The 13272-nt window shown below is 55.6% G+C and carries 11 protein-coding genes; 2 read left to right on the top strand and 9 right to left on the bottom strand.

The window, feature by feature from the left end:
- Positions 1 to 41: 41 nt before the first annotated feature.
- The 9 genes from ACTRWH_RS16460 to ACTRWH_RS16420 form a co-directional block, all read right to left on the bottom strand.
- Positions 42 to 785, bottom strand: a complete 744-nt coding sequence (locus ACTRWH_RS16460; RefSeq protein ID WP_136632905.1) for a response regulator — start codon at positions 783 to 785, stop codon at positions 42 to 44.
- Between the two features lie 33 nt (positions 786 to 818).
- Entirely contained in the window at positions 819 to 1535 is a 717-nt protein-coding gene (locus ACTRWH_RS16455) for a sensor histidine kinase (RefSeq protein WP_052479536.1), read from the bottom strand.
- Positions 1532 to 3172: a tetratricopeptide repeat-containing response regulator gene (locus ACTRWH_RS16450; RefSeq protein ID WP_041334957.1), complete on the bottom strand. Its 1641-nt coding sequence runs from the start codon at positions 3170 to 3172 to the stop codon at positions 1532 to 1534. The genes ACTRWH_RS16455 and ACTRWH_RS16450 overlap by 4 nt, the downstream gene beginning before the upstream one ends.
- Positions 3169 to 6687: a hybrid sensor histidine kinase/response regulator gene (locus ACTRWH_RS16445; protein ID WP_041334959.1), complete on the bottom strand. Its 3519-nt coding sequence runs from the start codon at positions 6685 to 6687 to the stop codon at positions 3169 to 3171. The genes ACTRWH_RS16450 and ACTRWH_RS16445 overlap by 4 nt, the downstream gene beginning before the upstream one ends.
- Before the next feature lie 52 nt (positions 6688 to 6739).
- Positions 6740 to 7246 carry a hypothetical protein gene (locus ACTRWH_RS16440; protein WP_091643969.1) on the bottom strand — a complete coding sequence of 169 codons (507 nt, stop codon included), beginning with the start codon at positions 7244 to 7246 and terminating at the stop codon, positions 6740 to 6742.
- A 98-nt stretch (positions 7247 to 7344) separates the two neighbouring features.
- The gene (locus ACTRWH_RS16435; RefSeq protein ID WP_075195298.1) at positions 7345 to 9111 is read right to left on the bottom strand and encodes a sodium:solute symporter family protein; all 1767 of its coding nucleotides are present in this window, start codon (positions 9109 to 9111) and stop codon (positions 7345 to 7347) included.
- A 6-nt stretch (positions 9112 to 9117) separates the two neighbouring features.
- Positions 9118 to 9381 (bottom strand): DUF4212 domain-containing protein, encoded by a 264-nt coding sequence (locus ACTRWH_RS16430; RefSeq protein WP_007154785.1) that lies wholly within the window; start codon positions 9379 to 9381, stop codon positions 9118 to 9120.
- 208 nt (positions 9382 to 9589) lie between these two features.
- Positions 9590 to 10300, bottom strand: coding sequence for a 3'-5' exonuclease (locus tag ACTRWH_RS16425; RefSeq protein ID WP_075195297.1), 711 nt, complete (start codon positions 10298 to 10300; stop codon positions 9590 to 9592).
- A gap of 17 nt (positions 10301 to 10317) precedes the next feature.
- Positions 10318 to 12234, bottom strand: coding sequence for a putative nucleotidyltransferase substrate binding domain-containing protein (locus ACTRWH_RS16420; protein ID WP_126810318.1), 1917 nt, complete (start codon positions 12232 to 12234; stop codon positions 10318 to 10320).
- Between the two features lie 185 nt (positions 12235 to 12419).
- On the opposite strand from ACTRWH_RS16420, the gene smrA reads away from it, so the two are divergent.
- On the top strand, positions 12420 to 12998 hold the full coding sequence (gene smrA, locus ACTRWH_RS16415) for a DNA endonuclease SmrA (protein WP_075195305.1): 579 nt from the start codon (positions 12420 to 12422) through the stop codon (positions 12996 to 12998).
- Positions 12999 to 13037: 39 nt separating this feature from the next.
- Positions 13038 to 13229, top strand: a complete 192-nt coding sequence (locus tag ACTRWH_RS16410) for a hypothetical protein (RefSeq protein ID WP_040474675.1) — start codon at positions 13038 to 13040, stop codon at positions 13227 to 13229.
- Positions 13230 to 13272 lie beyond the last annotated feature (43 nt).

Raw genomic sequence — 13272 nt, 5'->3', positions numbered from 1 at the left:
CTAATACCAAAAACCCCCGCGGCTTCGCCGACGGGGGTTTTTTATTGCCTGCTCACTTCCTCGAGTTCAACCAGGCTACCTACGATTTCCTGCATAACGGCCAGTTGTCCGTTCAGGCTTTCAAGCAAGATCGACAGGTCTCTCAATTCCAGACCGAAGAAGAGAACGATACCTGCGAGGCCGGCGACACTGCCAATCGCCAGCCACTTCAGTCGGTTGCGCTGCCCGTCAAGACCTTCCTGATGCATGGCTTCCAATAGGGCAACACTTTTGCGCAGCTGCCTGAGTTCGTCGTGCGTTTCCTCATAGGCGATCTCCAGGGTGGCGAGCCGTCCTGTCAGTCGTCTTGTGTAGCTTTGTTCAATGAGTTCGCCAGTGGTATTGTCGATTGGCGACAGACTAGGCAAGGTGGAGGCATCTGTCAGGATAGCCTCGATAGTGGTAAGGAGTTGTTCCCGATCAACCTGTTTGCCAATCACACCAGCGGCACCACGGGCCTTGGCATCCTGACGATAACGTTCCGCGCTTTGCGATGTGTACATGAAAACCGGGATGTGCCGTAGCTCAGAGTCCGCCTTGATCACATCCAGGGCTTCCAAGCCATTCATTCCGGGCAAGAGGTGGTCCAGGAAAACCAGGTCGAAAGCCTCTTCACGTAACTGTGTGAGGCCTTCCTCAGCGCTGACGACGCCTTTTGTCGTCAGGTCGGCGCGTTCCAGCAGGCGGGCCAGGATGATGCGTGCCGTCGACGAATCATCGACAATTAAAGCGTGACCTCGAGCCATTGGTTCCCTTCCTGAAGTATTGGCTGTGTTCCATCATGGCAGCCAGATCTCGAATACGCCACCGCCCAGGCGGCCATCATTGTGCAGCTTGATATATCCATGGCGGTCACCATTGCTATGAAGCTGGGCAACCGATGATGCGAAGAACAACCCAAGGCTGGTACTTCCACTGTTGAAGTTCAGGGATTTGAAGCTGGGCGTTCCATTGTGCTGCATGTTTTCCGGGTATCCGTCGCCGTCATCTTCCACGCCAATAACCAGAAAATCATTATGCATCGCCGCTGTCAGCTTGATCATACTCTTGGTGTATCGGATGGCGTTGTTGATGGTGTTGTTGAGTACACCGGTCAGCAGGTCCTCATCGAAGAAGCCATTGATATCATCGGATTCGATCGCCAGCTTGATCCCCATGCCCTCAAGAAGCGGCGTATGGCGTGCCATTTGCTGTGCCAGGAAGTCCGGAACGAAGTGCTCCTCAACATGTGCGGACAGGTTGTTTTCGCCGAGCCTGTAGATGCCCAGCAACTGCACCAGATCGTTGTGCATGCGTTCGGCTTCATACTGCAGGGTGTTGAAGCGGGGAGAATCGCCGATGGTGTCTGTCTGCTCCTGGCGAAGCTCATCCAGGGAGTTCAGCAACATGCCCAGCGAATTCTTCATGTCATGGACGGCTGAGGCCAGCACCATTGAAAAGTCGATGCTCTGTGTACCTCGGGGGTGAGTCAACTCATCATGATCATTGGTGGTCATGACATCATTCCCTCCAGTTTCTTGCGCAAAGAGATCAGGCGTCGGTGCTGGCGATGTTGTTCTGGCAGATCAGCGAGTTTTTCCAGGCATTTTTCACAGCGCTTCAAAAGCTCTCGATCACCTGCTGTACCCTGATATTGCTTCATCAATACCTGTACCAGGTTCAAATTGAGAGAGGCGTGGGAGGGCACGATATCCAGTGCCCGGTTGAATGTGGTCACGGCCTCTTCCAGATTGCCTGCCTCGAACGCCTTGATGCCTTCACGATTCAGAGACCGGGCTTGAAGTTTTTGTCGGAAGCCCACCGGTTCATCGAGTAAGCTCTCGATTTTCTGCAATAGCGGAGGGTTATCGCTGCAACGAAGGGCAAGGGCATTGAGCAGGCCCTTGGCATCGGCCTCCCGGCCCAGACGGAACAGCGTCTTGGCGTAGTCAAGGCAGGCTTCGGGAGGCATTAGATCAGGGTCGAGTTCGTCCGCAACGCTGTCTAGAGCATTTTGGGCTTCATTCATTCGGTCCTGGCCGGCATGAACCCGGGACTGGACAATTCGGCTACGCAGCTTAATGTTTTCCTGTCCGGCAAACCGCTTTTCCATACGTCGGAGTATGGTCAGAGCTTCGTCCGCATGGGCTGTGCCCTCATTTGACGAGTCCCCTTCACTGAGGTCTGACAGTGACTGGCCCAATGCAAGATAGTGTTCGGAGTTGTCGTGTATCGAGTAGGTGCCAAGGCTGACGGTCTGCCGCCAGGCTTTGGACGCTGTCGGCATGTCTTGATTGGACGAGGCAAGTACGGCTAGGTGCTTGTGTCGCAACAGCGCGTTAGGGGAGTGCTCTGCCGCCTTCTCAAGAATCTGTTGGGCTTGGGTGGGCCGGCCCTGTTTTTCGAGAGCCTCGGCAAGAAGATCATACGCTTCCATGTAATCCGGATGCTGAGACACCAGTGCTTTCAAGGTTGCCGCCGCTTCATCGTAATTCTGGTTGGCAATCAGAATTTTGCCACGACCAAGCCGTGCCCAGGACAGATCGCGCTGGCTCAGTACATCGTCATGGATTTTCAGGGCATGGCTGAAGTCTCCAACCTGATAATAGAGGTCGGCCAGCGTTTTCATTAGCCAGGTCTTGTAGCGAGGTTGCGAGGGTAGCGTCTGCAGGCATAGAGAAATGGCCTCGGGGAAGTTTTCCCGATCGATCTCCCGGTTGATCGGAAGCAGGGCATTGCGTTGCGCGATAAGGCCGCCCAGTCGCTTTTCAAGCATGGCACGGTTGATGGGCTTGGTGAGGTAGCCGTCAGGTTGGTATTCCCGGGCGCCCATCACCATCTCCTTGGAGGTTTCGGCGGTCACCATCAGAAACAGCGAAGAGCGTTTCAGGAGTTTCTTGTGCCGGAGCTCCTCGAGTATATGCTGGCCGTTCTTGCCCTCACCCAGGTTGTAGTCGCAAAGCACCACGTCTACGTGGTTATAGGCACAATACTGGACGGCAGCGGATGCGTTGGCGACCGACTCGATCTTGTCGGCGCCGCAATTCCGCAAGATTTGCCGCATGGACAATCGAAAGTTCTCAAAGTCGTCGACGACCAGGTAACTGAGTTTCCCGAAGTTGGCGCCGATGGCATTGCTAGTGGGTTCGGTCATGACCGTTTCTGTTTCAGCAACTTGTTAACCAGTGCTCGCAATGCGGCTGGTTTCACCGGTTTATAAAGGATCTGGTAGCCCCTGTTGATCGCATCCTCCCTCACGTCCGGAGCCATATAGCCGGTAATGAGTATGCCAGGTATATCATTGCTGATCTCGTCCCTCAATGAGTCCATGGCGTCGAGCCCATTCCGGTTATCGTCCAATTGGTAGTCGGCCAATATGATGTCCGGTTTCGTGCCGTTCAGTTTGTCCCGAGCATCCTCCAGACTTTCGGCTGTTGTCACGTCACAGTGCCAGTTATCCAGCAAGGCACTCATGCCATGGAGGATAGCAGGGTCATTATCGATACAGACCACGTGAAGGCCTCCCAGGCTCGATACACGCCGCGACGCGGGTGCAGATTTGGTGGTGCTCTGGTCACTTTGCTCGGCCGGCGCAACTGGCACGGTGATGCTGAATACGCTGCCGAGTCCCTGAACTGACTGTACGTTCACCGGGTGATTCAGCATGCCGCAGATGCGGTCGACAATCGCGAGCCCCAGACCAAGGCCTTTTTTGTCCCGGCCCTGCTGAAAACGACGGAATTCCTCGAAGATGTGAGTAAGCTGGTCTTCCGGAATACCCGGCCCGGTATCCCATACCTCAATGCGGATATACCCTTTCAGACGCCGACAGCCCAGCAGGATTTTCCCACTTGGGGTGTAACGAATGGCGTTGGAAAGAAAATTCTGGATAACGCGCCGCAGCAGTTTTGAGTCTGATCGCACCCAGGCGCTGCTGGGGACAACATGAAGATCCAGGCCCTGGTCTTTTGCGATGGCAGAGAAATCGGTTGCCAGGTGCCGCATGATCTCGTTGACCGGAAACACACCGATATCCGGTTCCAGTGCACCGGCGTCCAGCTTCGAGATGTCCAATAGGGTGCTGATGATTTCTTCGGCCGCGCCCAGCGAGCTGTCAATGTGGTCCACCAGTTCGGTCATTTCAGGATCCCTGGCTTTACCCGCCAGAGCCGAGGTGAACAGGCGCGCGGCATTCAGGGGTTGGAGAAGGTCATGGCTTGCTGACGCCAGGAAGCGGGTTTTGCTCTGGTTGGCCTGTTCAGCCACGGATTTCGCCTTGAGCATCTGCTCGTTGATCACCTGGAGTTCCTGGGTGCGTTCTTTGACGCGCTGCTCCAGGTAGATATTGGTTTCCTTCAGCGCTTGCTCGGTCCTCCGCATAGCGGTGATGTCCTGGAAGGTGGTTACGTAACCACCTCCGGGAATCGGGCTACCATCAATCCTCAGTACGGTGCCGTCCGGGCGTTGTCGCTCGTAGGACATCGGCCGACCCTCGCGCATGCTGGCGCAGCGATCAGCAATGACCTCGTCGATTCGTCTCGCTGGCAGGTTGGCACTGGTCAGGTTGTACCGCATCAGGTCTTCCACCGGACGGCCGACCCGGACGAAGCCCTTCGGGTAGCTGAATTGCTCCAGGTAGCGGTGGTTCCATACCACCAGCTGTTGTTGGTGGTTCACGACGGAAACACCCAGGCTGATGTTTTCAATTGCCGATTGCAGTAATTCCCGGCTGAAGGTCATGGCCTGCGAGGCTTCATCGACGATGCTCACGACGTCCTCGATCTGCATGTCCCGCCCGGTGAGCGTGGACTCCAGTACCACGCGTGCCGTGGACGCCCCGATAACCGATGCCAGTTGCCGCTCAATGAACTTCATCAGGTGTGACGAAGCTGGCCTATGAGGGTGCAGGCGAATGGCGTTGCGCCGCTCGTAGTTGCGGAAGATGGCTTCGGCTCGCTCTTCCCCCATGAAACGGTCGGAGATTGCCTGCAGATCAGAGGTCAAGATTTCACCCTGCCAGCTCTGTTGCTGCGGCGTCTCAGCTCTCGGTTGGGGATCGTGGAAGAACGAGGCGATCTGGATCTTTTCCCGCACCCGTTGGCGGGTCAGCATCGAGAGAACGATGTAGGTAACGGTGTTGATGCCCAGGCTCCAGATAATTCCGTGGCTGGTCTGATCAAGTTCAGAACCGAAAAGAGCCGTGGGCCTTGTCCAGTTAATGCCCCAAACCCCATGATCAATAAGGGTATCGCTCAACCAGCCAGTGGATGCCAGAGCGGGTAACAGCAGGGTATAGCACCACATCAGGAAGCCGAGACCGAGGCCCCAGACAGCGCCGGTATGGTTGCCCTTGCGCCAGAGAATACCACCGACAAGTGCGGGTCCGAACTGGGCCGCTGCGGCGAATGAGAGCAGCCCAAAGGCTGTCAGGCTGTAATCCGCGCCCGCCATGCGATAGAACCCGTAGGCAGTGAGCAACACCACGAAGATAGCAACCCGTCGAATGCTGAGTAGCAGGTAGCTGAGATCGGAACGTTTGTTCATGCCGGGGCGGAAGAACTTCAGTAGCGCCGGCATGATGATTTCGTTGCTGACCATGGTTGCGATGGCGACAGAACAGACGATGACCATTGCTGCCGCAGCTGATCCACCGCCCAGGAATGCCAGGATAGCGAGCCATTGTTCTCCGGCCAGAATTGGCAGGTTCAGGATCAGAATGTCCGGATCGGACGCGCTGGCTTCCGGGGATAACAAGCCTGCTGCCGCAATAGGTAGAACAAAGGCGCTGGCGATAATCAGGTAAATCGGCATCGCCCAGCGGGCGGTTTCAAAATCCCGGTGGTCGGTGTTTTCCACCACCATGACATGGAACTGTCGGGGTAGGCAGATGATTGCCAGCATGGCCACCAGCGTTTGGGTAATAAAAGCCGGAGCCTCTACGCTGTCGGTGGTCAGTGTGCCGACGAGCCCGGCGCTGCGGACATTGCCCCAGAGATCACCGAAGCCGCCATAAAGACCATAGATAACGAACAGGCCAACGGCCACGAAGGCCACGAGCTTTATCAACGACTCAAAGGCCACTGCCTGTATCATGCCCCGGTGGTGCTCGGTTGACTCGAGGTGTCGGGTACCGAACAGGACGGTAAATACTGCGAGTACCAGCGTGATATACCAGGCCGAATCGTTCCACGCAGCGGTACTGAGTTCATTGGGTTCCACGCCAGTGTCCGAGAGGACGCTAAAGCCCATGGAGATGGCTTTAAGCTGCAGGGCAATGTAAGGAACACTGCCGATCAGTGCGAAGATTGCCACCATAGCGGCGAGTGACTGGGATTTGCCATAACGGGATGCTATGAAGTCCGCAATCGAGGTGGTGTTGTTGCGCTTGCTGATGAAGATGATACGGCGCAACAGGGGAGCGCCAAAGACAAAAACGAGTAACGGGCCGAGATAGATTGGCAAAAAGCCGAGCCCCTCCTGAGTGGCTCGGCCTACGGCACCGTAAAACGTCCAGGAGGTGAAGTAGACCGCCAGTGACAGAGCATAGATATGGGTACGTGCCAGTCGGCGACGGTAGAGACCAGGATGCTTGTCGCCGGCCCAGGCAATAACAAAAAGAATCGAAATGTAGGTGATGGAAATTAAGACCAGCAACCAGGCACTAATCATAGTTCGCTCTTTTTATTCTACCCGGGGTTCTCGGGAGCGGTTGGGGTTATCTTCATTCGCCGCAAACGGTCATCAACAGTTTGTCATGCGGGTCCAGTTTTTTCATGTTATCAAGCCGTGGGGCGCCGTCTGAACCCAGTGGTACAAGTTCGCGGGTATTGCAGTTAAGAATATGAATCCGATGAGAAACAGCATCGACCATTTTCTGCTCAAAGCGATACAGGGTGAAGCGCAAAACGTCCGGGTTTGACGGGGTTTCGCTGATGCTTTTGGTATCGACTGTCGAGAAAGCATTGACGTAAGGGAAGAAAAACGTCCATGGGCGCCATAAAATGCCGTTGCTCTCCGTGTCCACAATGACAGCCTCTTCGGGCATCAGGGACTGCTTTTGTTCAAACCAGGTGTATTCGGTGTAGATGAGGTACCCGAGCATACCAGCCCCGGCAAAGACTGGAATGATCCACTTCGGAGCGAGGTTTCGGGTAATCGCCCGAATTCCGAGCGCAATACCTGCGGCTCCCAGGCCGCAAACAACGGTAGCGACAAACGTCCAGAACATAAAACGGGTTTCCTTAAAAAAGAACGGGCTCCCTCACAGAGGAAGCCCGTTCGTCATCAACCTTCTAATTCATTCAGTGAATTAGGCTGATTCGTTGCTTAGTGGTCGTGAGCCTGACTCGCACCACGTGGGTAGCGGACGCTTTCAACCAGTTCCTGAATCTCAACGGGCGGTTCTTCAGTTGCGTTGGACACAATGAAGGCTACCGCAAAGTTGACGACAGCACCAACTGCACCGATAGACAGGGGCGAAATGCCCAGTACCCAGTTTTCTGGGGTGTCTGCCAGGTTGTTGGTACCCGGAATGAACAGCCAGCCCTTGTACACAAAGATGTACGCCAGGGTGAAGCCCAGACCGGTCAGCATACCGGCGATTGCACCGACATTGTTAACCCGCTTGGAGAAAATACCCATCATCAGTGCCGGGAACAGGGACGCTGCTGCGATGCCGAAGGCTAGTGCAACAACTTGTGCCGCGAAGCCCGGTGGGTTTGCGCCCAGATAGGTGGCAACACAGATTGCGACTGCCATCGATATTCGGGCTGCGAGCAGCTCGCCTTTCTCCGTGATGTTGGGATTTATCGAGCCTTTGATCAGGTCGTGACTGACCGCCGACGATATTGCCAGCAACAGACCGGCTGCCGTCGACAGGGCTGCCGCCAGACCACCAGCGGCGATAAGGCCGATAACCCATCCTGGCAGGTTGGCGATTTCCGGGTTGGCCAGTACCAGGATGTCCCGGTTAACGACCAGCTCGTTTCCTTCCCAGCCACGGGACTGAGCTGTGCTTTCAAACTCAGGTGAGTCGTTGTACAGCTGAATACGGCCGTCTTGGTTTTTGTCCTCGAACTGGATCAGCCCAGTGACTTCCCAGTCCTTGATCCAGTTTGGACGCTCATCATACTGGATCGGCTCTGCTTGGGTGCCTTCCGGGTAGATGGTGGTCATCAGGTTCAAGCGAGCCATGGAAGCAACAGCCGGCGCTGTGAGGTAGAGCAGGGCGATGAAAACAAGCGCCCAGCCTGCAGACCAGCGAGCATCCGCTACTTTTGGCACAGTGAAGAACCGGATAATGACGTGAGGCAGACCAGCGGTACCGATCATCAGGGACAGGGTAAACAGAACCATGTTCAGTTTGTTGTCTACATCAGCGGTGTACTCGTTGAAGCCGAGATCCGTGATGACCTGGTTCAGCTTGTCCAGGATCGGCATGCCAGAATCCACGTGAGTCGAGAACAGACCCAGCGGGGGCAGGGCGTTACCGGTCAACTGCAGGGAGATGAAGACCGCAGGGATGGTATAGGCGACGATCAGTACGCAGTATTGAGCCACCTGCGTATAGGTGATGCCCTTCATGCCGCCGAGTACGGCGTAGACAAATACCACCACAGCCGCAATGATCAGACCCATGGTTGATTCGACTTCAAGGAAGCGGGAGAAGGCTACGCCGGCACCCGCCATCTGGCCGATGACGTAGGTTACAGAAGCTACGATCAGACAGATAACTGCCACCAAGCGAGCATTTTTGCTGTAGAAGCGGTCACCAATGAACTCGGGAACCGTAAACTTACCAAACTTACGCAGGTAAGGCGCCAGAAGCATGGCCAGCAGAACGTAGCCGCCTGTCCAGCCCATCAGGAACGTCGAGTTTGCATAACCACCAGCGGCAATCAGGCCCGCCATGGAGATAAAGGATGCTGCGGACATCCAGTCAGCACCGATCGCCGCACCGTTGGTGATCGGGTGAACGCCGCCGCCGGCAACGTAGAAATCACTCGTACTACCGGCCTTCGCCCAGATGGCGATACCGATATAGAGGGCGAATGAGCCGCCCACAAATAATAGGTTAATGGCAAATTGACTCATTCGAACTTACTCCTCATGCACGTCGAATTTTTCATCGAGCTTGTTCATCCGCCAGGCGTAATGGAAGATCAACGCGATGAAAGTAAGAATCGAACCCTGTTGGGCGAACCAGAAGCCGAGGTCGGTTCCGCCAATGGGGATTCCGGCGAGCATGGGGCGAAGCAGTATCGCAAACCCATAAGACACGAGGGCCCAGACAATAAGGCTCCCGAATATAAGGCGTAGGTTCGCCTTCCAGTAGTTCACAGCATCGTAGTCATGACCTGACATAGGATCACTCCTGTATTGTTGTTGTGGAGGTTGGGTGGGTTTTCTGTGAAGTGTTGGTTGTAGAGAAATTATTATTCATATAGTTCTTCTCCGACGTGATGTCCTATTCGACTTTACCCGTCAAGCGATAGATAGATATTGGCAAAAGGTCTAATTCTCAGTTATTTGAGGGACAAAAGGTCTGCAAACGCGACACAGTTCCGGGGCTCTAGCCTTGTCGATGGATATTCTTCAGTTGTCGGTAGTACTTCAGTTTGCCATTGAAGTCACGCAGGCTGGTGACACCGCTTTTTTGTGCTTTATTGATAACAGCGAGGGTTAACTCAGCCGTCACCATGGCGTCGGCAGCGGCATGGTGTCGGGCGCTGACTTCCAGGTCGAAAAAATCGGCCCAGTTGTCCAGTCCTTTGCCCCCGGTTTTGGAGTTGGGGAAGTAGGCGGGAAGCATCTCGGCGACATCGAGCCAGGTGTGGGGCTGGGTGTAGCCCAGTGTTTGCTTGAGAGCCTTTTCAAGGAATTTCTGGTCAAAGGCGGAATGGTAGGCAAGGATAGGGTCGCCATTCATCCATTCCAGCAGATGGAGCAGTGCGTCTTCTGTCTCATGTCCCTGAGTCAGGGCTTCCGGCCCAATGCCGTGGATGAGTACCGTCTCGCTGATGTCCAGCTCCGGGCGACGCAGGATCAGATCAAACTGGTCACCCAGGTCAATGGCGTTGTGCCGGATGGCCACCGCGCCAATGGCGATGACATTGTCTTTTGCCGGGTTGAGGCCGGTCGTTTCCAGATCAAGTACGATCAGCCGGCAGTCTGACAGGCGCTGGTCTCCGGCGGTTTTTGGCGTTGGCAAGTGTTCTCGGTCGTGACCACCGGTGCTGCCGGCCCTGCGCCGTTCGATCCAGTCTTTGATCTGCTCCAGCATAACTGTTGACCCGGTTTTCAGAGTTGGTAGGTGATTTCCAGTTTCTGTTGCAGGCGTTGTGCCTGGCGGAAGGATTCGCGAAGAATCCGGCGGTCCAGCGGGTTAAGGTCATCCGGGTTTATATAATTGGACAGGGGCTCGCCCCGGTCCAGCATTTCCTGGTGTGCCCTCATCCGGATAGCCTGGATCAGGCTGTAGGCCTCCTGCCATGCGTTGGCGTCTTTGGTGTCAAAGACACCTTTTATGGCGAGCTGTTGCATGCGCTCCAATGTGTTGGCCGAGCCGACGCTATTGGCGAGGGCAAATACCCGAACGGCTTCCACGAAAGGAGCAAGCCCCTGGCGCTTCAGATCAAGTGTGTTTTTCTTGCCATCCGGGGCATAACGGAAGTTGCGGAACATGGTCAGGGGAGGTTTGCGGGTAATGGCGTTGCCCGCCAGCATCTTCTGGAACAGGTCGTTCTTGCGTATGCGCGTAAGCACTTTATCCAGCAATCGTTCCAGTGGTTCCATTGGCCCGAATACCGCCCGCATGTCGAGAAAAATGGACGAATACACCAGATTCTGCGGGGTTGAGGCGTCAATGAAACGGGCAAACCAGTCATCCCACTCCCTGCCGCTAAGGCACAGTTTGGGATTGCTGGCCATGATATTACCCTTGCACAGGGTAAAGCCGCATTCCGCCAGCTCCTTGTTGACGGTTTCCGCGAAGGGCAGCAGTTTTTCCCTGACCTGTGCCTCGGTCATCCCCTCCGGTGTCTGGAACAGGATGCCGTTGTCCTGATCCGTTAACAGGGTTTGTTCCTGCCGACCTTCGCTTCCGAATGTCAGCCAGGTGAAAGGGATGCCGGGGTCGTTCTTCTTGATGTTCAGTTCCAGGACCCGTCTTACAGTGACATCGTTCAAGGTGGTAATGATTTTTACCACCTGACCGGAATCTGCCCCGTGAGCGAGCATCGCGTCCACCAGTCGGGACACATCCTTTCGGAGGCTGACCAGGGTGCGGAGATGGCTGGCAGTGCCAATGGTTCTGGCAAGGTTGACCAGATCGACCCGCTGAAGCGAGAACAGATCACGCTCGGATACCATGCCAATCAGTCGGTGCTCGTCATCCACCACGCAGATGTGAGCAAAGTGATGCTCTGCCATCAGCATGGCGGCTTCAAAAGCGTCTGCGTTGGCTGTGAGGCAGCAGGGGTTCCGGGTCATGACCTGGCCGATAGGCGTGTCCAGAGGGCCCTTCTCCTCTGCCACCATGGTTCGCAGGTCCCTGAGGGTGAATATACCCGTGGGATGCCGTTCGTCATCGGTGATCACGATGCTCCCGACACTGTTTTCGTGCATGCGCGCAACCGCTTTTCGGACCGGGAGGTCCGGCGAGCAGACGATGGGATTGCGAATAGCGTAGCGTTCCAGCGGGGTGTCCAGCGAGTTACTGGAACCAATGGAAGCCATGGCGCCGGTCTGTATGCGCTGATTCACCTGATCAAGCAGGCTGCTGACGCCGCGAAGGCAGAAATCACGAAAGGGATCACTCTGCGAGAACAGCATGACAAAGGTGTCGTGTTCAATGCTCAGACAGAAGGTGTCTCCGGAGGCGCGATGCAGTGTGCGGGTGGGGCGTTCTCCAATCAGCGCGGCCAATGGAAAACATTCGCCCTGGCTGATCTCAAAGGTGGTTTCGGTTTCTCCGTCCCGGTCTCGCTCCCGTTCGCCGCGAATACGGCCCTGTTTGACCACGTAGAACCGTTGTACCGGGCCATCGTCCGGTGACAGCACCACATCGCCATCGGCGTAGAATCTCAGCGAGGCATGCTCGGCATAATGGGCCAGATGTGCATCGTCCATGTTTGAAAAAGGCGAATGCTCCCGCAGAAATGCCATGATGGCACGGGTATTCTGGGGGCGTGCACTGTCTTGCGATGCGGCAGTCATAATCGCGGTCCGTTGTCGTGCTTATGAGCCTGAAGTGTAGACCAACGGTCTATCTACCGGCCCTACGATGGTTGTCTGAGCGCGGGCCAGCCCCGGCCCGGCAGTGGGTAGGGCGAGGGGCCTCCTTTATGATGGGTGAGCCGGGTGGTAAAGTCCATGCAACTTCGACCGTAAATGATATCGCCATGACAACCAAAGATGAGCGCCTGAGCTTCCTGGAGGAAATGAAGGATGTCCGCCGTATCCGGAAGCCGAACAAAGCCGATGTTAAAGCCCCAAAGGATCTGACCCCAGGGCACCTTGAGCGTCAGCGGTCCGCCATAGATCAGCCGCACAGAGACTGCAATCCACTGACGGCGGATATGGTTGAGCCTCTGACAGCGCACGATGTTCTCTGTTGGCAACGGCCCGGAGTTCAGCATGGCGTATTCCGTAAGCTCCGTCTTGGGCAATACCCGATCGAAGCGCGCCTGGACCTGCACCGGATGACCGTTGAAGAAGCGCGTCGGGATGTATTCGGCTTCATTAATGATTGCGTGCGCTATGGACTTCGATCCGTCATTATTCTCCACGGCAAGGGAGAGCGTAACCCCGACGGTATCGCCCAGCTCAAGAGCCATCTGGCCAAATGGCTGCCAGAGTTGGAAGATGTGCTGGCGTTTCATTCGGCCCAGAAGCGCCATGGCGGCACCGGCGCCGTCTATGTCATGGTCCGCAAGGGCGACCGCGACAAACAGCGTAACCGTGAGATTCACGGATCCTGACTATTCACCAACGCCGATAAGATCGGTTTGGAGGTAAGTGTGAAGCAACTGATGTTGGTACTTTTTGTAGTAGCGGCACTGGCCGGATGTAAAGACCGGGTTATGTGGAATGACAACGGCAAGGTGGAAGAGGCAACAACCGACCGCGAGGTCTGGGACTCCCAGGGTAAAATGGAAACCGGCGAACGGAAGATCTGGACGGATAAGGACGGCAACGACGTCATCAAATAAGAACGCTCAGCGTTCATAATAATAAAACTCAGCCGGGGCCAGT

This window comes from Marinobacter sp. G5_S1_61_S3 (assembly GCF_054968585.1).
The sequence above is the reverse complement of the archived record's forward strand: the minus strand, read 5'-3'. Positions and strand labels throughout refer to the sequence as shown.

Excerpts from the sequence above, each read along its gene's own strand:
- ACTRWH_RS16460 (WP_136632905.1), bottom strand. The coding sequence starts at position 785 with ATGGCTCGAGGTCACGCTTTAATTGTCGATGATTCGTCGACGGCACGC.
- smrA (WP_075195305.1), top strand. The coding sequence starts at position 12,420 with ATGACAACCAAAGATGAGCGCCTGAGCTTCCTGGAGGAAATGAAGGAT.
- ACTRWH_RS16450 (WP_041334957.1), bottom strand. The coding sequence starts at position 3,172 with ATGACCGAACCCACTAGCAATGCCATCGGCGCCAACTTCGGGAAACTC.
- ACTRWH_RS16455 (WP_052479536.1), bottom strand. The coding sequence starts at position 1,535 with ATGACCACCAATGATCATGATGAGTTGACTCACCCCCGAGGTACACAG.
- ACTRWH_RS16420 (WP_126810318.1), bottom strand. The coding sequence starts at position 12,234 with ATGACTGCCGCATCGCAAGACAGTGCACGCCCCCAGAATACCCGTGCC.
- ACTRWH_RS16440 (WP_091643969.1), bottom strand. The coding sequence starts at position 7,246 with ATGTTCTGGACGTTTGTCGCTACCGTTGTTTGCGGCCTGGGAGCCGCA.
- ACTRWH_RS16430 (WP_007154785.1), bottom strand. The coding sequence starts at position 9,381 with ATGTCAGGTCATGACTACGATGCTGTGAACTACTGGAAGGCGAACCTA.
- ACTRWH_RS16435 (WP_075195298.1), bottom strand. The coding sequence starts at position 9,111 with ATGAGTCAATTTGCCATTAACCTATTATTTGTGGGCGGCTCATTCGCC.
- ACTRWH_RS16445 (WP_041334959.1), bottom strand. The coding sequence starts at position 6,687 with ATGATTAGTGCCTGGTTGCTGGTCTTAATTTCCATCACCTACATTTCG.
- ACTRWH_RS16425 (WP_075195297.1), bottom strand. The coding sequence starts at position 10,300 with ATGCTGGAGCAGATCAAAGACTGGATCGAACGGCGCAGGGCCGGCAGC.